The organism is Acinetobacter sp. CY17 (assembly GCF_059515825.1).
The window spans coordinates 1-26,573 of record NZ_JCAKMX010000021.1; the positions used below are offsets into that span (position 1 = coordinate 1).

The window sequence follows — 26,573 nt, forward strand, 5'->3', positions numbered from 1 at the left end:
ACGCCACTCGGTTTACCTCGCCGATGCCATGCTTCATCTAATGCCTTAATGACTAAATGTTGGTCTGCTTGGGACGACATAGACCAACCAATCACTCGACGAGCATACAGATCAAGAACAACTGCAAGATAAGCCCATGTTTTACCTGTCCAAATATAGGTAATGTCACTGCTCCACACATGATTAGGCTGAACAGGTTTAAATTGCCTGTTTAATATATTTGGAACAGCAGGGACTTCAGCTACGTTGCTTTGATATTTGTACTTCTTACGTTGTTTGGAAACAAGACCTGATTCACGCATTAACTTACGTACCAGATAGCGTCCAATCTTAATGCCCTGATTCAACAACATAAATCGAATTCCCCGACTACCAAGAGAGTGACGACTTTGCTTAAATAGACTTTTAATCATCACTTTAAGCTTGATACGATCTGGATGAGGAGTTTTACTTGTTGAACGGTAATGGTAATAGCTTGAACGCAGTACACCAAAGGCACGACAGATTAATTTAACAGAGCTTAGCTTTCTTAATTGATCAATCAACGCATATGTTTGAATTCGTCTGACATTAAGAGAGCTGTAGCCTTTTTTAGGATCATCTTCTCCTGCTCGAGTTGATGGATACGAGCTTTAAGTTGTTGTATTTCCCTTTGCTCAGCTGTTAGAGCAGGCATTGTTGGAGATTGTCCTGTTCGTTCAAATTGAAGTTGATCAACCCAACGTTTTAATGCTGTCTGCCCAACATCTAAAGCACGACAGGCCTGTAAAATTGAATAGCCTTGATCAAGTACAAGGCTTGCTGCTTCTAATTTGAATTCTGGAGTAAATGTTCGTCTTGTTCTCATTGAGCACCTCTTTGGTGAATACATTATCACCTAAATTGGTGTCCAACTTTATTAAACCACTACAATACTAACTCTTTTGTGAATAAGTTTTTTAATAATTTTTTAAAACACATTGTCATTAAAAAATCTTTTTCTTAACTACTTCTAATTTTAGTCTAAAACAGAGACTTAAATCTCTTTTAACTTTTAATAATAATTAAATAATAGTGAGTTAAATCTACTCTTAGTCATAATAATATTTTAAATTTGCAAACTGTTTATTAGTAGAACTTAAGGAATTAAAAATGGCTACAGAAGCAAATCACATCACACATCAATATATTGACTTAAGTAAAATAAATTTTCTCTCCACTATAGAAAAATATGCTAAGGACCACCCTAAAAAGATAGCGATTGAGATGGAAGGTGTTACTCTAAGTTATGGGGATTTAATCTATAAGGCTAAAATTTGTTCAATAAAGCTCTCAAAATTTATATTAAGAAAGGAACAACCAGTAGCTATTATCTTAGAACCTTCTATAGATAATATTGTGGCACAGTTGAGTATTTTGTATTGTGGTGGAACATGTGTTCCTTTAGATATTAATCAGCCAACTCTTAGACTTCAGAGTCTAATTAATAATCTTGATATCAAAGTTGCTGTTAGTAGAGAAATTACCGAAAACTCAATTCACGCACAACATCAACTAACAATTAATGAACTCTACTCACAGCTAAATAATAGTGACTCTCTCTCCACCGATTCTACAATAATTGATCTAGAACATAGAACACATATTCTTCATACATCTGGTACTAGTGGCGTTCCCAAAGCTGTAGAAATACTGGCAAAAGGTATTTTACGTTTGGCTTTCAATACAGATTTTTGCCCATTTAATAGTAGTGATTCCGTAGCACATATTAGTAATCCAACTTTCGATGCATCTTTATTTGAAATTTATGGAGCTCTTTCAAATGGGTGCACCCTTCATATTTTTCCTAAAGATCAAATTTTAGATGTATCTTCCTTTGCTTCTGGCATAAAAGAAAAAGAAATTTCTATTATGGCAATAACTACATCATTGTTCAATTTAATGGCTTTTTCTAAGCCTGAAGCATTTCAAGGAGTGCGCTCTATTATCGTAGGGGGTGAACCTGCTAATGCGGTTGCTATGAAAGAGGTTTTACTTAATTCTAAGGTACCTAATTTGAGAAATGGCTATGGTCCTACTGAATGTACGACATATGCTACGACTAGACATGTGACTTTAGATTACTTAAACAGTAACATAAGTATTGATATTGGTACCCCCATCAACAACACAGAAATATTTATTATCGATAATGACTTACAAGTTGTTGAAATAGGAAAAATAGGTGAAATCGCGATTGCTGGTGACGGAGTGGCTAGATCTTATGTAAACAATGCGAGGGATCTGAGATTTACGACATTAGAGCAGAACGGCACTTCATACAAAATATATAGAACCGGCGACATTGGATTAATTGATAAAAATGGCTATATACAGTGCCACGGTCGTAAAGATAATCAAGTTAAGATTCGTGGACATCGTATCAATTTGGAAGAAATTGAGCAATCCATTCTAAAAACAGGCATGGTCAGTTCAGTAGTCGTTGATATTATTAAGTCAGACAATAGGAATATTGAATCTTATATCATAGCTTACATAGTTCCTAAGTTTAAGGATTTAGCGAAGGATTTGAGAAAGAGCCTAGTTCAAGTATTGCCTAGTTATATGATACCAAGAATTTATATTACTGATCACATTCCATTAAATCCTAATGGGAAAGCAGATAAAAAAGCCTTACATCAACTCTCAATCTCTAAGCGCTCCAACTTTGATAATGAAGATAAAAGTCAAACTATCAGTAAAATTAGAGAAATATGGTGTAAGACATTAAATTATTTTGATATTTCTGAGGAGGATAACTTCTTTGATTTAGGCGGAAGTTCACTGCAAGTTGCAACCTTAGTGATTGATATAAAACAAGAGTTTAATGTGAACATATCAATATGTGAACTTTATAAACATCAAGTCCTAAAAAGTTTGGCAGAACTAGTTGAAAATAAAATTAATCATACAGATGTTACTGCGTTTGACTCGATCTTAGATACCTTAAAGGAAGATGGGAGGTCACCATTACCAACTATTGACCAAAATTTTTTACCGATTAATTGGATATCTCATCAAGAAGGTCGAGTTTTCTTAACGGGTGTAACGGGGTTCTTAGGTGCTTTCTTTTTAGACCTACTCTGTGAAGATAGTGATGTGAAAGAAATATATTGTTTGGTTAGGGCCGACACATCGGAGGCAGGCTTAGAAAGAATTTTGGAGAATCAGAAAAAATATGATCTATGGAATGAACGATCTTCTGATAAGGTAAAAGTTGTTTGTGGTTGCTTAGATCAAGAGTACTTTGGTCTAGCAAAAGATGAATATAACCTTCTTAGCGAGAAAATATCATGTATTTTCCACTTAGGTGCGCATGTGAATTACATTCAGCCTTACTCTGTTCATAAACCCGCTAACGTCACTGGTACTCTCAATATCTTAAAATTTTCTACTGATTTTAGAGTAAAACCGTTGCATTACACGTCTAGTATTGCTGCTTTCGGTCCAACAGGTTTCTTTAATAAAGTGAATTTTTTGTCTGAAAATGAATCATTAGATGATCATTTGAACTGTTTACAATATGACACTGGATATTCTCAAAGCCAGTGGGTAGCTGAAAAAATTATGGTAAGTGCTCAAGCTATCGGGCTACCTATTAATATTTATCGTCCTGGTTTTATCATGGGAGACAGTAAACGAGGCATTGGTAATGAAAAAGATTTTGTGGCTCGCTTTTTAAAAGGCTGTATAGAGATAGGAGCATTTCCTAAACTAGAACATCAGAAGAAAGAGTTCATTTCTGTAGACTATGTGAGTGAATGCCTTTTAAAACTAGCAAAGCAAATGACCTATTCTCAGAGCTATAACCTAGTTCCGCTTGATCCTCATAAATCGATTAACTTAATAAAGTTACATGAATATCTACTGGAATACGGTTACTCATTAAAACTGGTAAACTACAGCGATTGGTTAAATATTTTAGAGGAGTCAGGACATCTTTATGAAAATCCTCTACTTCCATTACTTCCCATGCTTAAGGAGCCAGTTTATAACTCTATGACTCGCTGGGAGGTATATGAGGATATGCCAGTATATGATACAGCGAATGTAAAAAAAGCATTAGGAAATAACTTAATCTCCCCTACCTTGGATGAGGCGACCTTACATAAATATCTCAATTATTGGCTTAAGAGTGGATTTATCCAAAGAAGACCGAATTAATTTTTCTAAGTCATACGAGCCCTCATTTGGGGGCTTTTCTGGATAAATGTAATAATTTAGGTTGTTTTTTAATCATTTATGCTTAAATATTACTCATTTTTAAGATTAAGAAACTTCATGTAGCTTAGATATAATTTGAAAAACATTTATTTAAGCATTTGATAACTGGTCACTTTCAATACGCCCATCGACCAGTTTGATGGTTCGGTCGCAGGTTGCAGATAAGCGTGGATCGTGGGTCACCAGTAAAACGGCACAATCTTGCTGCGCATTGACTTCACGAAACAGTTCAAAGACTTCTGTGGCGGTCTGAGAATCTAAATTGCCTGTTGGTTCATCAGCAAGTAATAAAGCAGGTTGGGTAATTAAAGCGCGGGCAATCGCAACACGCTGTTGCTGGCCTCCTGAGAGTTGACTGGCTTTGCGTTTTGAGAAATCCTTTAACCCCACAGCATCAAGCAAATAGTGTGCTCTTTCAACCGCTTGTTTATTGGGTTTACCATGGACCAACATCAGCGGCATGAGTACGTTTTCAATAACACTAAAGGCTTGAATGAGATGATGAAACTGGAAAACAAAACCAATGCTCTGTCCACGTAAGCGAGTGCGTTCTTGATCATCCATTTGGCGAGTGGCCTGACCCAGTAAATAAATCTCGCCTTCGGTTGGTTGATCCAGTAAACCTAAAATATTGAGTAAAGTACTCTTGCCTGAGCCAGATGGACCAATTAAGGCAGCAAAATCATGACGTCTAATGGTGAAATCAAGCCCATGTAACACTTCAATTTCATTGGGTTGACCAATATTATAAGATTTCTTTAAAGCTTCTAAACGAAGTACTTCATCATTAGACATGGCGAATGGCCTCTACCGGGTCAAGGCGTGCAGCACGGCGTGCAGGAATAGCCGCTGCGACTAAACCACTTAATGTTGCCAGCAACAGTGCTGAGATAATTAGGGTTGGCGAAATGGGAATATAGAATAATCCTGGTCCAAATTGGTTAAATGACCATACTAAGGCATAACTTGTCAAAATACCGACCAGTGAACCCAATAGGCCAAACACGGCACCTTGGATCAAAAAAATCACTAAAATTTGCTGACGACTGGCGCCTGTAGCACGCAAGATGCCAATTTCACGGGTGCGTTGTACCACGCTAATTGAAAGTACGCTGGCAATGGCAAATGCCACAGAAATGCCAACAAATACAATAATCATATTGGTTGACAAGCTTTGTGCAGAAATAGCATTCATCAGTTGGGCATTGCTACCAATCCAACTCTCTGACTTTAAACCGGTTAGACGCTGCATTCGTGCTGCAACAGCTTCAGCTGCAAAAATGTCTTGAATGCGTAAATCAATCAGCGTGACGCCTCCGGGTAGATCAAGCAGTGATTGAGCACGTTTTAAGTCAACGTACATATAACGAGAATCGAGTTCACGTACGCCTAACTCAAAAATACCGGCGACATTCATCACGGCATTTACATCAAGCCCATTATCTAAACGTATTTTACTGCCCACTCGTACGCCTAAATCTTTGGCCATTTCACTGCCAATCAGTACATCATCGGCTTTTAAACGTAATTGTCCACTGGTGATGTACTCTTGTAAGGGCACAATACGCTGATAACGCGGCAAATCAATGCCCATAATGGCAACTGATTGAATGGCTTCACCACGTTTGACTAAAGCAGGACCAGAAACCATGGGTGAAACAGCCTGTAAATCTGGAATTTTATCTAGATTTTCGACCACTTCTTGCCAATTGTTAATTGAACGCAAGCGTTGAGCGCGCTGGTCTTCATAGACCAGCTGGACCGCATCTTTGGTTTCTATAATACGATTGATTTCATCGGGTGCTGATAAGCTGATATGCGCTTGTGTCCCTAAAGTCCGTTCAATTAAGTTGGCTTGTAGACCTTGAATTAAAGCACTAATAAAGACAATGACCGCCACCCCAATGGCAACCCCACCAATAATCATTAATGATTGACTACGACCTTCACGTAAAAAGCCAATCGCAATCAGCCAGTCTGTCCACAAGCGCTTTATATTCAATCTTTTTCCACCTGCTCAGTACGGACGCGTCGCTCTGCTTGACCTTGTGCAGGATCTTGTAACACTTGATCACCCGCCTTTAAGCCTTTGACAACTTCAACTTGAGTGGCACTTTTTAGACCCATTTGGATCGCTTGACGATAAAGCGTATTATCACGTACAACCCAAACGCTGGCGTTATTGCCCTGAATATCAAATACTGCATCATTATGAATAACTAAAGCTTGATTACGGCGTGCGGTTTCAATGTTGACTGAAACCGTCATATCTTGACGTAAAAAATCCGGTACTGGATCAACTCCAAGTTTGACATCAACTGTGCCACGCTGTGGATCTATACTCGGTGCAATAAAATTGAGCTGTGCGGGAAAAGGGCGTTCTGGATAGGCATCCGCAATAATCTGTGCTTTTTGTCCCAATGCTAAATAAGGTAAATTTTGTTCATCTAGCGGTACTAAAATTTGGGTTGGCCCATCTACGGCAAGGGTAAATAAAGTTTTACCCGGTTGCACCACGTCTCCTGTTTCTACTTCACGGGTTAAAATCGTGCCTGCGACTTGTGCACGCACTTCACTTTTTGCTAATTGGGCTTTTAAGGCATTTAAGCGTTCAATCAGAGTCCGTTCTTCAACTTGACCGGGTGCTAAACTTTGTGCTTTTAAGCGTGCGGCAGCCAAATTGTTACGTGCTAGACGTTCAGCTTCTAACGCTTGTTCTTTTTCTTCTATCGATAACACACCAGGTTCAGTATTTTGACGACGCTTTGCTTCACGGCTGGCTTGTTGCAGTTGAAACTGCGCACTTTGTAGCTCAACTTGGGCTTGTGGAAAGCGGATACGACGTAACTCTTGAATGGCATTTTCAGCTTCACGGACTTGCGCCTTCAGATCATCCGATTGAATGACCACTAAAACATCACCCACTTGGATTTGATCACCTTCTTGCACACGGCGTTCCAGTACAACCCCAGATATTTCACTACCAATTTCACTGCGAGAGACATTTTCTAAACGTCCAGAAGCAACTACGGTTTGTACCAAAGGCTGTTGTTGAACTGTATAGGTGCTGACAACAGGGCCTTGCCAGCTACGCCAAGCCCATAGACCCATAATGAGAGTCACCACAACAGCAATCATCCAAATTTTTTTACTGCTAGACGCTGCCAAAAGCGTTCTCCTTCTAGCCTATACAGGTTTATATTGGCGGCTACCATAGGCGCGTGAAATTTCAGGTGAACGTAAAGCCAAATGTTTGCTTTTACGCCCAGTGACACGTTGACGCCAAAGCTTAAAACTACTGGATTTAAGCTCTTTACGCATTAAGCGAATCACGGCAGCTTCATTTAAACCATATTCACGAAAAATGGCTTCAAATGGGGTACGATCTTCCCAAGCCATTTCAATGACTCGTGAGAGATCTATCGCGCGATGTAACATCAAGGTGACCTATAACCGACATATTTTGAAACTTATCTTAAGCGAGTAAAAGTGAAATATATGTGATTTTTTTGTTGCTTAAACCTTGTTTTGTCTAAACTTAATTCAGTAAAGAGGTTGAAAATGAAGAAACAACATTTACCTCAAAAAATATGCGCAAGCTGCGGTTTAAATTTCGCGTGGCGCAAAAAATGGCAGCGTTGTTGGGATGAGGTGCAATACTGCTCAGAACGTTGTCGTCGTCAGCAGAAAATAAAATCTAAATAATCGATCATTTTTATGAATTTTATTTGTTTTACTGTTGCATGTATTGTGCTTATTCTAGATATAGATCAAGTGATTCAACACAGCTGCAACGCATAATGCCTGTGTATGATCATCCTTTAAGCCAAGCAATTCTCCCCTCTTTGCTTGGCTTTTTTTTCTCCTAAGGTAGAGCTGTGACCAGCTTAGGATAGATCAAGCCATCTAAGTCCAATTTGACCTCATATACGCCGTGATTCAAGTTAAATTGATTGACATGATAAGTCGAGCCATAAATGGAACTTAAATCATTAGATTTCTTAAATACCTGTTGATTGGCTTTTAAATCTAACAGATGAGTCCCATTCATAAATTGCTCATATTGTTCAGGTGCAACCCCTACACGCTTTGCCATAATATTTAGGGCATCTTGACGTGTGGCAGGATCTTGAATGTAGCGGACGGTACGATCCCAAACCTGAATAATTTTTTTCCACTCTTCTGGGTATTTGGCTAAATGACTCATATTGACACTTAAGGTGTCGTAAATTAAGCCTGGCTTGTCCTGAGAAGAATAGATAATGTGAGCACCCGCCACATTTTTTAGGGCTTGATTGGCAACGGGTTGCCATACTGCAATAGCGTCTACATGGCTGCTGGCAAACACTTGAGGAAGCTCATTGGTCATGGCATTGACCAAATTAACCTCTTGCTCTTGAATATTAACATCCTCTAGTGCTGTAGCAAGCAAGTTATGATCGACCAGACCTTTCTCAACTGCAATGGTTTTACCTTTTAAGTCTTGCACGCTTTGAATACCTGCTTTGGCAATAATGACGTCATTACCTGCCGAATAATCTGTTGCCATAATCATGACACCGCGTGTGCCACCTGAAGCAATCACTAAGTTATCCCCATTGGATATCGAAATTGCATCAAGTTGATTGGCTGCAAAGGCATTCATGGAGGCTGAATAATCAAACCATTTAAAATCAACCTCAACACCCGCGTCTTTAAACCAGCCTTTTTCAATCGCCACCTGCCAAGCGACCCAACCTGGCCAATCACTATAACCAATTTTAATCGGCTGCATGGCTTGCTTGAGTTTGGCTTGGGCAGAAGGTTCAGGGATTTTGGCGGTTTTATCGCAACCTGTGAAAAAGAGAACACTACCAAGCACGGTCAAGGTTAGGGCTTTCATGGCAGTACCTCAACAGTTTTGGGGGTGCTGGCATGGCTTTGCGCTTGGCTAAGTTGTTGGATATAGGCACGCCAACCCCCAAATTGACTGATATTGGTTGCATGTTCTAAGGCATAGCCCTCGCAAATAAAGCCTTTTACCCACGTCCCATCTGCGAGTTGTACGTTGCCAATGCCTAAAGGTGCGGGTACTTCTGCCACAATTTCACCAAAGCGAGCCATTGGTACATCCCAAACCTCGACCTGAATGCTTTGACCGTGTTGTGTATAAGCCAAACCTGGTTTGGCAGGCTGAGTATTGGCAAGCGCAAAAAGTTGATAATGTGCGGCAGTTTCTGTCTGCTTTAGCAAGGTGGCACAGCGAGAGGTTAATTGAAAATTCAGTGGCATGCCGGTTAAGTGTGCACCCACCACAGCCAGTTTGACACTCGTTTTGCCAGAAATTTCAGATGTTTTTTGATACTGCTGTGTGGAGGTACCTAGATTTAAAGCAGTGGCCTTTTGCCATGTTTGACCAAAATGGGCCAAGGCTTGATCCATCCATGCAGCTGCAATAAACGTTACACCACTTGGCAAGCCATCAGCACGGATCGTATTAGGTAAGGCCAATGCTGCTAAATCTGCAAAATTAACAAAGTTGGTATAAGCTCCCATATGGCTGTTTTTAGTGATTGGATCTGCCTCAAGCTCACTGATTTTATAAATAGTTGGTGCTGTAGGTACCATTAATGCATCAAACGCTTGTAAAGCCAGTTGAATACGTCGGGAAAGTTCGGCACGTTCATACTCCGCTTCAATTAAATCTACAGCACTGTATTGGTCGGCTTGACTGGTAATATGACAAATGACAGGATGTAAGGCATGACGACTCACCTGCTGTTTGACTGCACTGTCACGCTCTGCGACCCAAGCTTTATGATAAAGTGCCGATGCCAACTGATTGAAGTCTTGAAAATCAATCTCTTGAATTTGATAGCCGAGCTGTTTAACACGCGCTATAGCAAGATCAAATGCGTGTTGCGCTTGTATATCGCCATAGAACTCTCGCTGTGCCGGAATCGCAATTTTTCCCTTAGAAAATTGTGTGGCGACATTGCCAGGATGCTGGCGTGAATAGGCATCTTGGGTGTCAAAGCCTTGCATGATTTGTGCAACTTGCCAAGCATCATCGACTGTCAACGCAAAAATTGAGATTACATCAAGGGTACGACAGGCAGGAATCAAGCCTGTGTTAGAGAACCAGCCCTTGGTGGGCTTTAAACCTACAATATTATTATGAGCTGCTGGGACCCGCCCAGAACCTGCAGTATCTGTACCTAAACTAAAGGGCACGCACCCTTTGGCCACTACCACGGATGAACCCGAACTTGACCCACCGCTGATATACGCTGGATTGAAACTATTTTTTACCGCACCATACGGTGAACGTACCCCAACCAAGCCGGTCGCAAACTGATCAAGATTGGTTTTGCCAATAACAATGGCACCTGCAGCTTTTAGTTTTGCCACCACATGTGCATCTTGCGTGGCGAGATAGGCTGCTGCTTCACAGGCGGCAGTGGTATAAAACCCTTCCACATCAATATTGTCTTTGACTGCAAAGGGAATACCGTAAAGCGGTAAATCTGATGGTAAACGTACTAATGCTTCAATTTGGCGCTGAAGTTGCTCGCGTGAGGCAATACTGATCCATGCATGATCGGTATTGTCTAATTGCTGGGTATAGGCATATAAATCATTCAGCTGAATCTGCTGATCTTGATAAGCAGTTTTCCAATCTTGAAGGGTCCAATAAGCGTGCATGTTGTTATCCTATTTCGTTTTGCGCTAGAGGTGGCATGACGGCGTCCATCAGCTCTAAATGACCTTTGATGACACCTTTTAGTGCAATAAAATTTTGACTGATTCTTTTTAAGTCATGACTTTGCCCTTGTAGCAACATCACTTGCATAATTTTTTGATCATCAAGTTGAATATGCTGTGAGCTAATCACTTCTTTCAGGTGTTTTTGCTGTAAATCAATGATCTGATAGTGAATATTTTTAGATTGAATACTGTAAAGTAAGGTCAGTGTGCCCACCATCACTGCGTTGGCTTGCTCGTCTGCATTGACCAAATGCTGATGAATCATATCAACAATCGCTTGCGAACGATTTTCATAGCGCTGTTCAACAATCTTCTCGTCTAAAGCGCTTAATGTGGCTTCAGGAACGGTAATACTAATGCGAGCAAGTTTATGTTTTGGCACACTTCTTTCCTTATTTATGTTGATTTTTTGATAGATATACGCCAGCGCGCGCACTAAATAAAGCAATAAAAAAAGCTTTCAGGGTACGTTGCAATAATTTGGTTTGTGAATACATGACAATACTCCCAATTTAGTATGACGAAATTTAAAATTTGTATTACTAAATAATTAGCATAAAGCGTGCCAAAGCTTAGTAGATGCTTTAATTTTGCTGGCATTAGTATGCAGATCACTATCTATGAAAAAGCACATTAAAAAATCAAAAAAAATGATTCTAGATGCAATGAGCACAATTGACCTAGACACCTTGCTTACTTGGAGCAGAGGAGCATATTCAAGTGAGCTCGAAGCAGTTAAAATGAAGCATTAAATGTTATGGCTTAAGTTTTATGATGACTAATCTTTTTAAAATAAATAAAAAATTAATCTACTTAGGCATACTCAGCGCCAGTGTACTGAGTGTCAGTGGTTGTCAATTGGTCAACATTCAACACAATAAAATCGAACAAGCCATTCAACAGCGTAGTCAAACCATTATTAGCAGTTCAAAATTAAGTGCCGACACACAAAGTTTATTGGCCATGAGCGCTTATAGCGACACCAGCTGCTTTCGTGAGTTTCAACAGTGTAGCCATGCGATTAGTGCCCAACAGGTGATTCCGGCACATGAGCGTTATAGTGCTTTAAGTGAGCTTTATTTAGCCCACGCTTTGTCCTTAGATCAGCACTGTAAAACCAAAGCGTGTACTCAGCAGACCTTGTCTGCTTTAGATTTAAGCTTACGTTATAGTTATGCTTATTTATTTAAAGCAGGCACCCACCCTCATCAGCATGCCTTTGATCTGCGTCAAATGCAGGTTCGCACTTTATATAACTATGCTTTATCACGTTTAATTAGTTTGCAATACCAAACCAAGCGCTTTAAAACATTGCCAGCGCAATTTTATATTGGACAACATCTCTATCACATCGACACGCAAAATTATCCTGAACTTAAAGCGCTTGAGATAGATGCATTACAGTCAAGTTATACGCTCAATTTTTCTGGTTTTAGTAAGATCAACCGACAAGATGGCTTAGGGGCTGAATTTGTTGTAGCTAGAGCTGCTGAACCTGAAGTCGCCAATGATTTCATTGTTGATCCTGCAAATTATTACAAAAATCGAGAGAATCCTCGGTTACATCACCCGCAATATTTAACGGTTACAGCCACTTTACAACCGATTGATGCAAAAGCATCTGCCACAGATATTATTTCAGGTCAAACTCCTCTCAAGTTAAGTGTCTACAATCCTTATCAACATCAATTGGCACGCTTAAATGAGCAAGAATATACCTTAACAGCAAATTACACGGCGCCCTTTGCGTACTGGTTAGCCCATAATAAATTGGGTAAAGTTGGATATTTGAGCTTGCTGGATCGGGCTGAAGCTTTGCGTATGCCGCATTTATACCGCTTAGAGCCTTACCAACCACACAAGAAAGTGATTGTTTTGGTGCATGGTTTGGCCAGTAGCCCTGAAACTTGGGTCAATTTAACCAATAATATTTTGGGTGATCCGGTATTAAGAGAAAATTACCAAGTATGGATGATGGCCTATTCTACCAATATGCCAATTTTTGAGAGTCGCTTCCAAATTCATGCCTTACTTCAACAGGCATTTGCTCAAGTTGAGTCCAATTCAAACTCTGCCAAAGACGCAGTGTTGATTGGACACAGCATGGGTGGGATTATTAGTCGCTTATTGGTCAGTGATGCTGATATTTCTAAGCAAGCGATTCCTTTGATGAATTACGAGCAATATAGTCGTTTACAACAAAATCCAGTGATTGCGGAGCGTTTCCAATTCAAAGCAGATTTACCTTTTAGCCGTGCAGTATTTGTCGCAGCACCGCACCGTGGCAGCGATTTGACTGATCGGTGGTATGTTGAATGGGCCAAAAAATTGGTTAAATTGCCAACGTCTTTTTTTGAGCAAGTAGATGTGCGCTTAGATGCTAAAAATAGTACACAAGGTTTGATTCATTCAGGACCGGATGATTTAAGCCCCAACTCACGTTTTATGCAATTAACCCATCAGATCATGCCTAAAGCAGGTTTGCCTTATCATTCGATTCTGGGCAATGCCACCAAATTTGATACTCCGCAAAGAATGTCCGATGGGATTGTGCCCTATGCAAGTTCGCATTTAGAAGGTGCACAGTCTGAACAGGTTTTTAAAGGTGGGCATTCGATTCATGCCAAACCTGAAACGATTTTGGAGTTAAGACGAATTTTGCATGAACATTTGGATCAGAAGCCCTAATTTAAGATCAATAAAAAGACCGCTTTATGCGGTTTTTTTATATCTTTTTATAAATGGTATCGCTTCGGTCAATGTCTAAAACAAGCACTAAAACGTTTTCATCAATGAATTGATAGACCAAACGATACCCTACTGATTTCAATTTCACTTTATATAAATACACAGATCCACTGAATTTGTTTTTCGGAGTTTTTTAGATTGTCTAAAAGGGTTTCGAGCTTATTCAAAGTGAGCTTTACAATCTTTTCACATTTAGCTCTGCTGCTAGTTTTGTTAAATGCACATCCTCAGAAAAACAATCTTTCAAAATGACTTTTGCACTTTCCAAAATTCGTTTTTTACTCCCACCATGCCACTGGCACCAAAGATGACAATTTTCATTATTTTTTCACTTTCAATACTTCGTTAAGATGTGCTTCCCGCCATTTTGTAGGTGTTGAGTTTTCCCATTCCTGAAATGCACGAAAAAATGATCCTTGCTCTTCATATCCAAGTAAATAAGAAATCTCAGCAAGATCTAGGCTTAAATCCAATAAATACTCACAAGCGAGCTGGTTTCTAGTTTCAGAAAGTAATGCTTGGAAACTTGCGCCTTCATTCTTTAAATGTCTTTGCAATGACCGCTGACTGATGGATAGTTCTTTTGCAACACTTCTTAGTTCAGGTCGTCCCGCAGTTAAAGATCTTCGCAATAGCCATTTAACTTGCTCAGAAACTGTTAAACCTGCGCTTTGTTGATTAAAACTTACTTCCAACGCAGCATCTAAAATCTTTAATAATTCATCGTTGTAGCTAGGGAAACCAAGATCTAAATCTTTTTGATAAAAATACACTCTATTCTCACTTGAGTTACAGTGTATCGGGCAGTTAATAAATCCTGTAAAAACATCTGCAATGTCACGATTTAAATCTAATTTGGCAGGTTGAACCAATTGCTGAGTACCTTCTCTAGCTAAGTAAATTAAAGAAGCAATTGTGGCATCTATAAGTGCATGAGGCGGTTTAAGCTGTTCAGTAGGCCATTTAATTGTGATACAGAGTAACCCTTTATCTTCTGTTAGGAATAATTCTTCGGGGGTGCATAAAGCCTTAAATCGCGAAACACGTTGGATAGCATCACGTAAATTTTTTGCATGATATGCTACTAAAAAAGACGGTGGTAAGTTTCCGCTATCCAATACTTGAAGAAGTTTAATCCCAACATTCTTACCCTTAAAATTTTCTAAGGCTTGCCACAGTTTAAAAAACTGTAGGGTTGTTATCCGTGCATCATCACGTGCAACATGTAAGGGTAGATCTGCTTCTTTAATTAACATAGAACGGCTTAAACTAAGCCGCTCTACTGCTAACCAAAATGCTGTTGGTAATTTTATATTCTCAGATATCACTTTGCTTGGAATCCGCCATCTATACTTAAAATATGTCCCGTAACAAAGCTGGCTTCATCCGAAAGTAGCCAAGCAATGCCATTCGCAATTTCTTCTGGTTTTCCTAAACGATTCATAGGGTGCATTGCGCTGATGTTCGCTTCATTATAATTTGCATCTCCCCCCTCTAATTGCTTCGCAATAATGTCTGTTTTAACAGCTCCAGGTGCTACACCATTAATACGGATACCATGAGAAGCATGGTCAACTGCTGAAGACTTAGTTAACCCTACAACTGCATGTTTAGTCGAAGCATATGTATCTGCCCATGGAATACCATTTAAGCCAGCAATTGACGCAAGATTTACAATAGATCCATGACCTTGTTTAAGCATTTGAATGATTTCATACTTCATTGAGAAATAAACGCCTAAAATATTAGTATTAATCATCTCTTTATACAGGTTCGTATCTGATAAATTGATGGTTGAGGTCTCATTAGAAATACCAGCATTATTGACAGCCATATCTAAACGTCCAAATTCATGCACGATTTGATCTATCATAATTTTGACATCATCTTCATTTGATACATCATTACGAATGAATCGTACCTGAGCATTATTTTTTGCGAAGCCTTTTATTTCTTCAACTGCTTTTAATCCTATTTCTGCACGTCGACCAGAAATAATAACTGTAGTCCCTTGTGACACCAGCTTTATTGCGGTTGCTTTACCAATACCCGATGCTCCACCTGTGATCAGTGCAATTTTATTTTACATTCGAAACTCTTCATGTTGATTATGTATAAATCAATATTAGAGGCTTTTCATTTTCTATATAAATCGAATTACGCCATCAATATGGTAAATCACGCCAATTATGAAATAAGTTTAGAATGATTACATTCAATCTATTTAAGATAATGACGATTATACGAGATGAGAGCCCCAGCTCTCGTTTTTTGATACAGAAAATGCTAGAATCTTTTATACGCCATTGACGTATAAAGAATCTATGTTATTCATTGAAACCAGTATCTTTACCAAGCAAATTAAAGACCTTGTATCTGATGAGGAATATCGTCAACTTCAACAAGATCTATTGATTCAGCCAGATAAAGGTGACTTAATCAAGAATGGCGGTGGCATTCGGAAAGTACGTTGTGCTCAAGGTAATAAAGGTAAAAGTGGCGGTATCAGAGTAATTTACTATTGGGTAAATGAGGATGATCAAATCTTTTTTTTGGTGGCTTATCCAAAATCTGTAAAAGATAATTTAACGGATAAAGAAACCGCTATACTACGCCAACTCGTGAAGGAGCAATTTCATGGATAACAACTTATTTGATGACTTAGTCGCTTCGATTAAAGAAGCAGGAGCAATCAAGCGCAAAGAGATCCAGGCAAGTCGAACAACCGAGCTTGAATTACCAGATATTAAGGAAGTGCGAGAAAAAACTGGTTTAAGTCAAAGCGAATTTGCAGCACGTCTCCAGATTAGCCATCGTACTCTGCAAAACTGGGAACAAGGCCGACGCTATCCAACAGGACCAGCAGCAACATTAATTCGAATCTTAGATGCACATCCTGGCCTTATTTAAAAAAGTCATCAAAAATGGGAGCTTAGCTCCCATTTTTGACTTCGTATAATCTGTATTATATTAATTTTAGAAAATTTTAAGTTTTAATTACTTATCAAAAACCATATAATCACAAATAATAATCATTTACAATTTGTAATATGCCTAAATATTATATTCCTGAATTTTATATAAAAAATTTCTTTCTATCATGCTTAGCATTAATGGTACTTACAGTTATCGTCACTTTTATTATTGATAATGTTCACTCAATTTATTTCAGTTTTTATGTCGCAGTTCCCATAGGAATAATTGGTTTAATAGCTCTTGGGTATTTCAATGCATCATGCTCCAATACAGAACAAAATGAAAAGCCTCTATACCTACATTTATTTATCATAACGATATTCTTTATCATCAGTGCTATCTGGTCAGAATCTGATATTTTCAGAACTATCTTAAGAGAATTAGCGTATCTAATTTTTTTACAACTCGGCGTTTATCTCTATTATAGAAAGAAGAAAGCATAAATATGCTTCTTTGACTGTTGTTTTTAATTTCTCTTGATCTTCTGGACTCAATTGATCATAAAATTCTGTTGCCAATACTGTGGTTTTTTTAGTAGTAGCTTTAATTTGGTTTTGTGAATGGGTTTGTCTTGCTGCAACTATTGTCGATGTCGCATCTGCAATGATCTTTTGTTGTTCTAAAATCGCTTGTAAGTCTGGGACTTCATTTACTTTGCTGTTCGCAGTAGCGATGTTGCTATGTATACCCAGTTCTTCGCCTGTTGTATCTTTACTAGTTTAAGTAATTGTTTTTATTTAATCTTTTAACATAATTAGCTGATTTGTAGACGTAAAAAACCGCCAAGGTTGCGCGGACTTCCTAAGAAGAACTAAGCGTGGCGGCTATATTAAAATTATAACAGCGACAATTGTCATTATTAGCAAGCACTAATACCCCCATATACGGACGGTATTCATCTGTCATATCCAGTAAAGAAAGCAAATTCCCTCCTTTAAAAAGGAGGGTAAGGAGTGTTAGGGAGAATTCTTTAAGCCACTGGCGCCAACGTAAACAACACCTGCCCCGTTTTCACTGTCTGCCCTTTTTCAATAACAATGTCTTCAACCTTCATACGCTCAGGCGCAATAATTGGAATCTCAATTTTCATTGCTTCAATCACGGCCAAAGTTGCACCTTCTTCCACAATATCCCCTGACTGACATTCAATTTTCCAGATTGAACCCGGCATATGCGACTCCACTGCACAACCACCATCAGGAATTTGAACATCACTGTCATCCGTCACAGCATCAAGGCTTTCAGACACATATTCAGCCAAACCTGCTTCATGCCAGCGACGACGTTCTTCATCAAAATTGGCTTGTTGAACCGATTTAAATTCGGCAATAGACGCTTGGTTTTCAGTTAAAAAGTCATTGTATTCTTTTAAGTTCAACACACCTTCTTCAACACGAAGTTTTAAACGCCCTGCTTTAAAGTCCTCACGCATCTGCATCAGTTCTGCTTCAGACACTTCATAAAACTTAATTTGGTCAAAGAAGCGCAATAACCACGGCATGCCTTGTTCAAAGTCAGGGTTTTTACGGTAACGTGACCACATTTGCGTGGTACGACCCACGAACTGATAACCACCCGGGCCTTCCATCCCATAAACACACATATAGGCACCGCCAATACCCACGGCATTTTCAGGCGTCCATGTACGTGCAGGGTTATATTTTGTGGTCACCAAACGATGGCGTGGATCAAGCGGTGTTGCCACAGGTGCACCTAAATACACATCACCCAAACCCATCACCAAATAATTGGTGCTATATACAATGTCTTTTACCGCTTGTTTAGAATCTAAACCATTAATACGGCGAATAAACTCCACGTTATCAGGACACCACGGCGCATCATGTCGTACGGTTTGCATATAACGTTCGGTTGCCAATTGCGTTTGCGAATCTTCCCAAGCAAGCGGTAAATACACGGTACGTGAAGGCACTTGCATTTCTGTCACATCTGGCAATTCAGTTTCCGCCACTTGCAATAAACGCAGTAAATCAGTTTGATCAAGTTGAATTGAATCAAAATGAATTTGTAGAGAACGAATCCCAGGGGTTAAATCAATAATGCCTTGAATATTTTGATCTTTGACCCACTGCATTAAGGCATGAATACGGAAACGTAAATTTAGATCAAGCACTAAATCGCCGTATTCGACCAACATATAGTTGTTACCTGCAGGACGATACACCACATCAGGCGCACCATTTTCAGCTTTTAAAGTGTCTAAAATAGGTGTTTCTAAAGTATTTTTCTCGGCATAAAAGGCTTCATCAAAATTTACCAATGCCGTGTTTTCAGCATTCAGCATGGCATGATATTTTTCATTTAAAATGCTGGCTTGATGGTAGCTGACAGGCACAAATTTCACCTTATCGCCTGCTTTCAGTTGACCCACTTTCCACAGTTCTGAGCTGACGATTACCGCAGGACAGACAAATCCGCCTAAACTTGGACCATCTGGCCCCAAAATAATTGGCATATCGCCTGTAAAATCAATGGCACCAATCGCATAGGCATTGTCATGAATGTTCGATGGATGCAGACCTGCTTCACCACCATCAGTACGTGCCCACTCAGGTTTTTCACCAATTAAGCGCACACCTGTACGGCTTGAGTTAAAGTGAATTTCAAACTCTTGCGCAAAGAAAGAATCAATATCACGTTTGGTAAAGAAATCAGGCGCACCATGTGGACCATACATCACCGCAATTTCCCATGTATTTGAGAATGCAGGAATTTGTTCAGGTGCAAGCGTTTTCGTTTCAGTCGATGTAAATGCCGTGATTGGAAGCATATCGCCAATCAGTAAGTTACGCCCTGCATGACCGCCAAATTGACCTAAGGTAAAGGTCGCTTGTGAACCTAAATATTCAGGCACATTCAAACCACCTTTAATGCCGATATAACTACGGCAACCTGTGGCAATTTTACCTGATTTTAGAATTTGCCCTTTTTTGACGTTGACGGTTTGCCACATCGGTACGGCTACGCCATCCAGTGTTGCCGACATTTCACCACCCGTGATGGCAATTTGACTATCACAATGGAATTTTAAGCTGGGTCCTTGTAGGGTACATTCTAAACCTGCAGTGTTATAGGCATTGCCAAGCAGTTGATTTGCCACATTTAAAGACAATGGATCAATCGCACCTGAGGGCGGAACACCGACATCCCAATAGCCCAAACGACCTGTGACATCTTGCACGGCGGTTTGAATGCCTGCTTGAAGCACTTCAATTTTTTGGGTTTTCCACTCAAAGCTATTTAAGAAGCGTGTAGTTTGCGTGCCTGCTTTAAAGACATCACAGTCAATAATGTTTTGTAGATATTCAAGGTTAGTTTCGATACCTGCAACCGAGGTTTTCGCCAAAGTATCTGTCATGGCTTGAATCGCAGAATCACGGGACTCGCTGGTCACAATAATTTTGGCAATCATTGGATCATAGAAAGATGAGACGTTAGAGCCTGTTTCTACCCACGTTTCATTACGGGCATTGGCATCAAACTCGACATGCGTCAGTAAACCTGCGCTTGGTTGGAAGTTTTTAATTGGGTCTTCGGCATAGAGACGAACTTGAATCGAATGACCTTGTGACTCAAGTTGAGTTGTTGGTGGCGTCCAATCCCCACTGCCTAACGTTACCATCCATTCAACCAAGTCCACACCAAACACTTGTTCGGTGACACCATGCTCGACTTGCAGACGAGTATTCACTTCCAAGAAATAGAATTCTTGGGTGTCGGTATCCATGACAAATTCAACCGTACCTGCCGAGCGGTAATTGACCGACTGCATCAATTGAATCGCAACATCTTGGATATAGGCACGTTGTTCATCGTTTAAATGTGGTGCAGGTGTTTCCTCAATCACTTTTTGGTTACGACGTTGCACCGAACAATCACGCTCGCCCAAAGCTAAGACTAAGCCGTGACCATCACCAAAGATTTGCACTTCAATATGACGGGCATTTTGCACGAATTTCTCTAAGTACAAACCTGCATCTTTAAAGTTGGCTTGCGCTAAATAGGATACGGTTGCATAAGCATCTTTCAGCTCTTCTTCGTTCCACACCAAACGCATCCCAATACCACCACCGCCTGCGGTACTTTTCAGCATCACAGGATAACCAATACGATTGGCTTCCAATAATGCTTCGGCTTCATCCGCTAAGAGTTGACTACCCGGCAGTAAAGGTACATTGGCTTGGATCGCCAATTCTCGTGCCGTATGTTTTAAACCAAAAGATTTCATTTGGCTTGAATTTGGCCCTAAAAACACAATGCCTTGTGCTTCACATAAGTCACAAAATTCAGCATTCTCAGATAAAAAACCATAACCCGGATGTATTGCCTGTGCGCCTGTTTGTTTGGCAACTTCTAAAATTTTATCGACATTTAAATAGCTTTGGCTGGCAGGTGAATCACCAATAAATACGGCTTCATCGGCTAAAGTCACATGCAGTGAATCACGATCAGCTTCGGAATACACCGCAACAGACTGAATGCCTAATTTTTTTAAGGTACGAATGACACGACACGCAATTGCACCACGATTGGCGATTAAAACTTTGTTGAACATGTTCTTATTCCTCGCCTTCACGGATGATCAATTGAATTTTTGTTGGGTTATAGGCATTACATGGATTGTTTAACTGCGGGCAGTTTGAAATGAGGACGATTAAATCCATTTCGGCTTTAATTTCCACATATTTCCCCGGTGCAGAAATACCATTATCAAACTTCAGATGACCCTCTGAAGTCACAGGGACATTCATAAAGAAGTTAATGTTTGGGCCAATATGATGCACGTTTAAACCATGCTTTTTCGCAATCGGATGTTGTGACAGCGCAATCATGAAGTTGTTACGGCAACTGTGCATTGGATATTTATCTAAGCTATAACGCACCGTGTTGCTTTCACATGAACATGCACCGCCCAAAGTGTCGTGGCGACCGCAATTATCATCGTTGATGATGGCAATTTTGTTTCCAAAGTTGGTATATAAAGCCGTGCCTTTTTCTAAATAAATCTGTTGATTAATCGCTAAGGTATCTGTTGCACTATAACGCTCTTCAGGATTTGAAGCGGAGATAAAAAGCGTATCAACCGCTTGGTTGCCTTCAAGGTCAACAATACGGAAATACTGTCCTTTTTTGACTTCGCACATCCATGCTTCACCAGCAGGACAGACTTCGCTTAACACTGTTTTTTCATGATTTTGTAGTGAGTTCACAAGTGCAGTCATGTTGTATTCCCCCAATTAAGCGCTGAGTGCGTAGTAACGATTGTTATTTTGGAAAGCACGCTGATTTTGCGGGCATGAATCACGACATATGTCGCTGTCGCCTAAAGGCAGTGCTTTATACAGATTTAATTCGATATCGGCAGGTGCATACACGGCGCTATTGTCTAAAGCATGTGGTGCGCTCGATAAAAACACCAAGCAATCCATTTCAAAGCGCAGCTCAATCACTTGATCAGTATTGTCAGATGCCACATAGCTTAAGTTGCCATTGTCATCAGGTTGAACTTTTGAAAATAGATTTAAAGTACTGCTAAGGTCGGTTGCAGATAAACCAAATTTAGTCATTTCCAGTAATAAACTATCTTTGCCGTTACGGTACATCTCATTACGAGCATCTTGAAAGGTTTTCGTGCCGAATTGTTGTTCAATTTGTTGAGCAGTACTTGGTGCACAAAAAGCATCATTCCAACCATGATCATCTTTCACAATCGAGATCATCGCTCGACCTAAATCAGAAGCTAAAATGTGCCCTGTACTTAAAAATGCCGTATGTTGCCCTTTTAAGCTGTCTGGCATGTTATAGCGTTCAAGTTTATCTTCACTATTGACGCAGTACAGTGCAACATTGGCATTTTCACCTAAGGATTTAAGTTGTAAGACTGCGCCGCGCTGAATGCGTGCAGACCAATGGTGTCCACCCGGTAAACGTTCAGTCCAAAGGACTTGATCTTCGTGATAAGTTGTTGTGTTCATGTGCATCTACCTCAAGCTTTTAACGGTTTACCTCCCGGGCTTTTATCCCTCCGTGTAGCGATCAGTACTTCTTCTCGCCGTGAACTCTCGGTCTCAGACATACACTCATTTTATGTATCGGAACCCTAGATCACTTTATGATGAGCTTGATAGATGCAAAGGCTGTGCCAAATTAGTATTACGTTTTTTTGTTTTTATCATACTAAAAAGCACAATCAGACAAAAATCATGTTCCATTTTGGGGCGCAGTGTGCCAAAAAGAACAGATGTAAGCTTAAATAGTCCGCGTGTTAGCGGTTTGTAATTGAATCAACTTTTTAGCTCTGAGTACTGCTATAACAAGACATCTGTCTATTAATAAAGCTCTATCATTACAATGCCGACCACTTGTCATGCTGTCTCACATTTTCTAGATACCATGCCACCTCATGCACACTATGTGCTTTATTTAGATATTGACGGCACTTTAGCCGAGTTTCAGCTTGATCCCACACAGAGCTTCATTCCTGAAAAAACCTTACATCTTTTAAGTTGCCTCATCGCCTTGGATCATCCTGTAATCTTGGTCACAGGTCGCTGCTTAGCAGAAGCTCAGCAACTCGTCGCCGGTCTAGATGTGGATATTGCAGCGAGTCATGGTTTAGATCTGTATTTAAAACGCAAAAGATACCTCCCAGATATCAAAGCTGATCAGATTCAAGCCTTACACCAATCTGTGACACACGCCTGTCAAGGTGTTGCGTTAAGGCAAGAATACAAAGATTATTCAGTGGCTTTGCATTACCGTGAATATCCTCAATCAGCACAACAAGCTGCCCAAATCGCCATGCAAGTTGTGCAAGATTTTCCAGATTTTTATCTTAAACAAGGTCAATGTGTCTGGGAAATTGCCCCCAAAGCCGCCCATAAAGGCAATGCGATCCAACGTATACACAATACTTTAGCCTTGCAGCAGCATTGTCCGATTTTTATTGGTGATGATGTCACTGATGAAGATGGTTTTGGCGTTGTCAATCAAATGGGTGGTGTAAGTATTAAGGTGGGTCAAGGTGCAACCCAAGCGCAGTATCGCGTTGACAACGTCATAGACTGCGCAGAATTCTTAGAACAATTTACAAAAAAAATAATTCATTACAAGAGCAGGAACATGCTATGAGTAGATTAATTGTGGTTTCTAATCGAGTGAGTTTACCCAATAGCCAGCAAACAGCTGGGGGGCTTGCGGTGGCCCTGAATGATGCTTTGCAAGATCAAGGCGGGATTTGGCTGGGGTGGAATGGTGAGCAAATTCAAGATGGTCAGTTGCCTGAGTTTGGTGAGCAGCAACAGCAGCAAGTACTCTATCTCACCACGCCAATGACTGAGACTGAATATCAAGGTTTTTATTCTGGCTTTGCCAATAATACATTATGGCCAATGTTGCACAGCCGTAGCGATTTAGTGCGTGAAGATCCACAGCAATACGCCATTTATCAGCAAGTTAATCAGCGCTTTGCGCAACAGATTGCAAACATTGCCCAGCCTGATGATATTATTTGGGTGCATGATTATCATTTTTTCAGTATTGCCAAATATTGTCGCCAATTAGGGCTTAAAAATCGTATCGGATTTTTCCTGCATATTCCATTTAGTCAATTGCAATATTGGCAGCAGCTGAGCGTTGCCACGCCCCTATTACATGACTTATTAGAATATGATGTGTTGGGTTTGCAAACCAAAGCCGACCAAAAAATCTGTTTACAGGTTTATAAAGACTTACTGCATAGCAGCCTTCAAGACAATATGATTGTCCAGAAAAAACGACAGGTGCTGATTCAGGCGTATCCTATTGGTGTAAATCCCAAGTTGATTCAAAAGGCCGCACAAGGCAATAGTTTAAAGTTGGAACGTTATTTTGATCCTTGTCCAAATCTAGATCAACCTTTAGTGATTTCTGCTGAACGCGTGGATTATTCTAAGGGAATTCCTGAACGTATTGAGGCCATGGAAGCGTTACTGCGTGAAAAATCCTTGCAAGGTCGTTTTGCTGCGATACAAATCGCGTGTCCTTGTCGAATGGAAGTGCCTATTTATAAAAAACTTTTTGAACAGGTCAATCAGCGCATTCGTGCTATCAATCAGGATTTAAAAACAGCAACTTGGCAACCGATTTACTTAACCAATCAAATGTTAGCCCATCATGAATTAATGCAGTTATATCGAAAAAGTCAAATCTGTTGGGTCAACTCGCTTAAAGATGGCATGAATTTGGTGGCCAAAGAATATATTGCTGCCCAAGATCCACACAATCCAGGCGTTCTTATTTTATCGCGCTATGCAGGGGCAGCAGAACAAATGCAAGAGGCATTAATTGTGGATCCTCATGATGCCACAAGCTTAAAACAAGCCTTATACCAAGCGCTGACCATGTCTCTAGCAGAACGTATGCATCGCTATAAAGCTTTGATGGATGGGATTGATAATGAGAATATTGAGGATTGGCGTGAACACTTTTTAACAGATTTAAAAAGTGTCACGGGAATACGCCAGAGTGCCGTTTAAATCGCACGGCGCTCTTGTTTGAGCGTGAATTGATTAAGCACAGCAATTAAGCTTAAACCGATCGCAATCACCATGAAGACTGCTGTTAAGCCAAACACTTCACTGCCTAAACCGACCAATGCTGGACCCAAAAGTGAACCTGTATAGGCAAAGGTAGAGACATAAGATAATGCTGCTGCTTTTGGCATTTGATTCTGGCGCCCCACACGGGAAAACATAATCGGCACGATGTTGGCACAGCCTAATCCCAAAATACTATAACCGAGTAATACAACCAGCCAATGCGGGGCCAAAATTACAGTCGCTAAACCTAAACCTGCTGCTAAGGCACTGAATAAAATGGTCTTGGTTTCGCCTAAAAATTGCTGAATTTGACGTCCTGCAAAACGCCCCATGGTCATGGTCACCGCAAAACAGGTATAGGCAAGCCCAGCATAAGCCGCTTGAACACCGAATTCTTGGGTTAAGTAAATTCCGCTCCAATCCATTGCAGAACCTTCAGATAAAAAGGCAATAAAACACATGACACCAATGAGAGCAACAAATGCACTTGGTAGGCCGCGTTTTGCTTTAGGTGTGCTCACCTCAGGCTCTTGTTGCTCTGTCTTGGTTAAGCATTTAGGGACAGCAATCAAGGCAAGCAATAAAATGAGTGCCACCAGACTAAGTGCTGCCATCAAGGGGGTAACGCCTAAAGCCAGTAAAGCTGTCATACTCATCACCCCGAGTAAGCCACCTAAGCTGCACATGCCGTGAAAACTCGACATCATGTTTTTTGCGTATTGCTTTTCCACCATCACGGCTTGTAAGTTAATTGCAACGCCTAAACTGCCTGCTGCTGCACCAAAGGTAAATAAGCTCGCTGCCAGTAGCCAAGTATTTGGCACCATTGCTAATGCAGGTAACACCAGAATAAATAAGGCTAAAGCAGTGGCAATAATGGCACGCCCGCCAATTTTTTGAATCACAAAGCCTGTGGCAGGCATCGCCAGCATTGAGCCAATACCTGCACACAATAATAAGCCACCAAAATCGGCGTGATTTAACATTAAGCGTTGTTGCACAAAGGGAATTAACGGTGCCCAAGCTGCCGTAGAAAACCCTAAGCTAAAGAAGCACAGTAAGGTGGCTAAGCGCTGAGCAGATAAACGCTGTGATTGGACGCCTGATTGCAGCGCAATGGTTTTGGATTGAAGCATGTAATAACCCGACACAACAAAATAAAGCATCCAATTGCAGAAATTCCATAGAAAAACCCCTGCAAAATTAGATTAAAAAATAATCTATGCAGGGGTAATTTGGCGAAATTATACACAGTTCTGG

22 protein-coding genes and 1 riboswitch are annotated in these 26,573 nt (G+C 40.2%); of the genes, 7 read left to right on the forward strand and 15 right to left on the reverse strand.

The genetic code is table 11. The features are described from left to right. Nucleotides 1-545 (reverse strand): IS3 family transposase (locus AC5YCI_RS13160; protein WP_496175660.1); only part of this gene is annotated, 545 nt, incomplete at its 3' end. Further along, nucleotides 542-847, reverse strand: coding sequence for a transposase (locus AC5YCI_RS13165; protein ID WP_419354288.1), 306 nt, complete (start codon nucleotides 845-847; stop codon nucleotides 542-544). The genes AC5YCI_RS13160 and AC5YCI_RS13165, both read right to left, overlap by 4 nt. A gap of 284 nt (nucleotides 848-1,131) precedes the next feature. Between AC5YCI_RS13165 and AC5YCI_RS13170 the strand changes: the two genes are divergently transcribed. Further along, on the forward strand, nucleotides 1,132-4,182 hold the full coding sequence (locus tag AC5YCI_RS13170) for a thioester reductase domain-containing protein (RefSeq protein WP_496175661.1): 3,051 nt from the start codon (nucleotides 1,132-1,134) through the stop codon (nucleotides 4,180-4,182). 150 nt (nucleotides 4,183-4,332) lie between these two features. On the opposite strand, the gene AC5YCI_RS13175 is transcribed toward AC5YCI_RS13170, so the two are convergent. The 4 genes from AC5YCI_RS13175 to AC5YCI_RS13190 form a co-directional block, all read right to left on the reverse strand. After that, nucleotides 4,333-5,037, reverse strand: coding sequence for an ABC transporter ATP-binding protein (locus AC5YCI_RS13175; protein WP_496175662.1), 705 nt, complete (start codon nucleotides 5,035-5,037; stop codon nucleotides 4,333-4,335). After that, the gene (locus tag AC5YCI_RS13180; RefSeq protein WP_496130531.1) at nucleotides 5,030-6,169 is read right to left on the reverse strand and encodes an ABC transporter permease; all 1,140 of its coding nucleotides are present in this window, start codon (nucleotides 6,167-6,169) and stop codon (nucleotides 5,030-5,032) included. Before AC5YCI_RS13180 ends, AC5YCI_RS13175 begins: the two co-directional genes overlap by 8 nt. 71 nt (nucleotides 6,170-6,240) lie before the next feature. Then, nucleotides 6,241-7,380, reverse strand: a complete 1,140-nt coding sequence (locus AC5YCI_RS13185) for an efflux RND transporter periplasmic adaptor subunit (RefSeq protein WP_496175687.1) — start codon at nucleotides 7,378-7,380, stop codon at nucleotides 6,241-6,243. 48 nt (nucleotides 7,381-7,428) lie between these two features. Next, on the reverse strand, nucleotides 7,429-7,680 hold the full coding sequence (locus tag AC5YCI_RS13190) for a TIGR03643 family protein (RefSeq protein ID WP_496130525.1): 252 nt from the start codon (nucleotides 7,678-7,680) through the stop codon (nucleotides 7,429-7,431). 123 nt (nucleotides 7,681-7,803) lie between these two features. Between AC5YCI_RS13190 and AC5YCI_RS13195 the strand changes: the two genes are divergently transcribed. Next, nucleotides 7,804-7,947 (forward strand): DUF2256 domain-containing protein, encoded by a 144-nt coding sequence (locus AC5YCI_RS13195; RefSeq protein WP_496175663.1) that lies wholly within the window; start codon nucleotides 7,804-7,806, stop codon nucleotides 7,945-7,947. A gap of 160 nt (nucleotides 7,948-8,107) precedes the next feature. Here the strand turns inward: AC5YCI_RS13195 and AC5YCI_RS13200 are convergent, their stop codons facing one another. The 3 genes from AC5YCI_RS13200 to AC5YCI_RS13210 are packed head-to-tail and all read right to left on the reverse strand — an operon-like array spanning nucleotide 8,108 to nucleotide 11,371. Beyond that, nucleotides 8,108-9,124 (reverse strand): ABC transporter substrate-binding protein, encoded by a 1,017-nt coding sequence (locus AC5YCI_RS13200; RefSeq protein ID WP_496175664.1) that lies wholly within the window; start codon nucleotides 9,122-9,124, stop codon nucleotides 8,108-8,110. Further along, nucleotides 9,121-10,926 carry an allophanate hydrolase gene (gene atzF / locus AC5YCI_RS13205; protein ID WP_496175665.1) on the reverse strand — a complete coding sequence of 602 codons (1,806 nt, stop codon included), beginning with the start codon at nucleotides 10,924-10,926 and terminating at the stop codon, nucleotides 9,121-9,123. The genes AC5YCI_RS13200 and atzF overlap by 4 nt, the downstream gene beginning before the upstream one ends. A 4-nt stretch (nucleotides 10,927-10,930) precedes the next feature. After that, on the reverse strand, nucleotides 10,931-11,371 hold the full coding sequence (locus AC5YCI_RS13210; protein WP_496130520.1) for a CopG family ribbon-helix-helix protein: 441 nt from the start codon (nucleotides 11,369-11,371) through the stop codon (nucleotides 10,931-10,933). 389 nt (nucleotides 11,372-11,760) lie between these two features. Here AC5YCI_RS13210 and AC5YCI_RS13215 point away from each other — a divergent pair, with 389 nt between their 5' ends. Beyond that, nucleotides 11,761-13,677 (forward strand): alpha/beta hydrolase, encoded by a 1,917-nt coding sequence (locus AC5YCI_RS13215; protein ID WP_496175666.1) that lies wholly within the window; start codon nucleotides 11,761-11,763, stop codon nucleotides 13,675-13,677. A gap of 380 nt (nucleotides 13,678-14,057) precedes the next feature. On the opposite strand, the gene AC5YCI_RS13220 is transcribed toward AC5YCI_RS13215, so the two are convergent. Together AC5YCI_RS13220 and AC5YCI_RS13225 are read right to left on the reverse strand one after the other, a co-directional pair. Beyond that, nucleotides 14,058-14,993: a helix-turn-helix domain-containing protein gene (locus AC5YCI_RS13220; protein WP_496175667.1), complete on the reverse strand. Its 936-nt coding sequence runs from the start codon at nucleotides 14,991-14,993 to the stop codon at nucleotides 14,058-14,060. A gap of 68 nt (nucleotides 14,994-15,061) precedes the next feature. Then, nucleotides 15,062-15,814: an SDR family NAD(P)-dependent oxidoreductase gene (locus tag AC5YCI_RS13225; protein WP_496175688.1), complete on the reverse strand. Its 753-nt coding sequence runs from the start codon at nucleotides 15,812-15,814 to the stop codon at nucleotides 15,062-15,064. Nucleotides 15,815-16,061: 247 nt separating this feature from the next. Between AC5YCI_RS13225 and AC5YCI_RS13230 the strand changes: the two genes are divergently transcribed. Together AC5YCI_RS13230 and nadS are read left to right on the forward strand one after the other, a co-directional pair. Then, entirely contained in the window at nucleotides 16,062-16,382 is a 321-nt protein-coding gene (locus AC5YCI_RS13230; protein ID WP_496130517.1) for a type II toxin-antitoxin system RelE/ParE family toxin, read from the forward strand. Next, entirely contained in the window at nucleotides 16,375-16,647 is a 273-nt protein-coding gene (gene nadS, locus AC5YCI_RS13235; protein ID WP_496130516.1) for a NadS family protein, read from the forward strand. The genes AC5YCI_RS13230 and nadS overlap by 8 nt, the downstream gene beginning before the upstream one ends. A gap of 1,036 nt (nucleotides 16,648-17,683) precedes the next feature. On the opposite strand, the gene uca is transcribed toward nadS, so the two are convergent. The 3 genes from uca to AC5YCI_RS13250 are packed head-to-tail and all read right to left on the reverse strand — an operon-like array spanning nucleotide 17,684 to nucleotide 22,709. Continuing rightward, nucleotides 17,684-21,289 carry an urea carboxylase gene (uca, locus tag AC5YCI_RS13240; RefSeq protein WP_496175668.1) on the reverse strand — a complete coding sequence of 1,202 codons (3,606 nt, stop codon included), beginning with the start codon at nucleotides 21,287-21,289 and terminating at the stop codon, nucleotides 17,684-17,686. Between the two features lie 4 nt (nucleotides 21,290-21,293). Then, nucleotides 21,294-21,956: an urea amidolyase associated protein UAAP2 gene (locus tag AC5YCI_RS13245; protein WP_496175669.1), complete on the reverse strand. Its 663-nt coding sequence runs from the start codon at nucleotides 21,954-21,956 to the stop codon at nucleotides 21,294-21,296. A gap of 15 nt (nucleotides 21,957-21,971) precedes the next feature. Next, entirely contained in the window at nucleotides 21,972-22,709 is a 738-nt protein-coding gene (locus AC5YCI_RS13250) for an urea amidolyase associated protein UAAP1 (protein WP_496175670.1), read from the reverse strand. Between the two features lie 29 nt (nucleotides 22,710-22,738). Beyond that, nucleotides 22,739-22,849, reverse strand: a riboswitch (guanidine-I (ykkC/yxkD leader). Between the two features lie 236 nt (nucleotides 22,850-23,085). On the opposite strand from AC5YCI_RS13250, the gene otsB reads away from it, so the two are divergent. Together otsB and AC5YCI_RS13260 are read left to right on the forward strand one after the other, a co-directional pair. Then, entirely contained in the window at nucleotides 23,086-23,865 is a 780-nt protein-coding gene (gene otsB / locus AC5YCI_RS13255) for a trehalose-phosphatase (RefSeq protein WP_496175671.1), read from the forward strand. Then, complete coding sequence (locus AC5YCI_RS13260; RefSeq protein ID WP_496175672.1) at nucleotides 23,862-25,250, forward strand: alpha,alpha-trehalose-phosphate synthase (UDP-forming); 1,389 nt, start codon at nucleotides 23,862-23,864, stop codon at nucleotides 25,248-25,250. Before otsB ends, AC5YCI_RS13260 begins: the two co-directional genes overlap by 4 nt. Here the strand turns inward: AC5YCI_RS13260 and AC5YCI_RS13265 are convergent. Continuing rightward, nucleotides 25,247-26,449: an MFS transporter gene (locus tag AC5YCI_RS13265; protein ID WP_496175673.1), complete on the reverse strand. Its 1,203-nt coding sequence runs from the start codon at nucleotides 26,447-26,449 to the stop codon at nucleotides 25,247-25,249. The genes AC5YCI_RS13260 and AC5YCI_RS13265 overlap by 4 nt on opposite strands. Between the last annotated feature and the right edge of the window lie 124 nt (nucleotides 26,450-26,573).

Coding starts and splice junctions, on each gene's coding strand:
- AC5YCI_RS13165 (WP_419354288.1), bottom strand. CDS start 847: ATGAGAACAAGACGAACATTTACTCCAGAATTCAAATTAGAAGCAGCA.
- AC5YCI_RS13180 (WP_496130531.1), bottom strand. CDS start 6,169: ATGATTATTGGTGGGGTTGCCATTGGGGTGGCGGTCATTGTCTTTATT.
- AC5YCI_RS13250 (WP_496175670.1), bottom strand. CDS start 22,709: ATGAACACAACAACTTATCACGAAGATCAAGTCCTTTGGACTGAACGT.
- AC5YCI_RS13245 (WP_496175669.1), bottom strand. CDS start 21,956: ATGACTGCACTTGTGAACTCACTACAAAATCATGAAAAAACAGTGTTA.
- AC5YCI_RS13215 (WP_496175666.1), top strand. CDS start 11,761: ATGATGACTAATCTTTTTAAAATAAATAAAAAATTAATCTACTTAGGC.
- AC5YCI_RS13170 (WP_496175661.1), top strand. CDS start 1,132: ATGGCTACAGAAGCAAATCACATCACACATCAATATATTGACTTAAGT.
- atzF (WP_496175665.1), bottom strand. CDS start 10,926: ATGCACGCTTATTGGACCCTTCAAGATTGGAAAACTGCTTATCAAGAT.
- AC5YCI_RS13200 (WP_496175664.1), bottom strand. CDS start 9,124: ATGAAAGCCCTAACCTTGACCGTGCTTGGTAGTGTTCTCTTTTTCACA.
- AC5YCI_RS13185 (WP_496175687.1), bottom strand. CDS start 7,380: ATGATTGCTGTTGTGGTGACTCTCATTATGGGTCTATGGGCTTGGCGT.
- nadS (WP_496130516.1), top strand. CDS start 16,375: ATGGATAACAACTTATTTGATGACTTAGTCGCTTCGATTAAAGAAGCA.
- AC5YCI_RS13195 (WP_496175663.1), top strand. CDS start 7,804: ATGAAGAAACAACATTTACCTCAAAAAATATGCGCAAGCTGCGGTTTA.
- AC5YCI_RS13175 (WP_496175662.1), bottom strand. CDS start 5,037: ATGTCTAATGATGAAGTACTTCGTTTAGAAGCTTTAAAGAAATCTTAT.
- uca (WP_496175668.1), bottom strand. CDS start 21,289: ATGTTCAACAAAGTTTTAATCGCCAATCGTGGTGCAATTGCGTGTCGT.
- AC5YCI_RS13265 (WP_496175673.1), bottom strand. CDS start 26,449: ATGCTTCAATCCAAAACCATTGCGCTGCAATCAGGCGTCCAATCACAG.
- AC5YCI_RS13190 (WP_496130525.1), bottom strand. CDS start 7,680: ATGTTACATCGCGCGATAGATCTCTCACGAGTCATTGAAATGGCTTGG.
- AC5YCI_RS13230 (WP_496130517.1), top strand. CDS start 16,062: ATGTTATTCATTGAAACCAGTATCTTTACCAAGCAAATTAAAGACCTT.
- AC5YCI_RS13220 (WP_496175667.1), bottom strand. CDS start 14,993: ATGTTAATTAAAGAAGCAGATCTACCCTTACATGTTGCACGTGATGAT.
- AC5YCI_RS13260 (WP_496175672.1), top strand. CDS start 23,862: ATGAGTAGATTAATTGTGGTTTCTAATCGAGTGAGTTTACCCAATAGC.
- otsB (WP_496175671.1), top strand. CDS start 23,086: ATGCCGACCACTTGTCATGCTGTCTCACATTTTCTAGATACCATGCCA.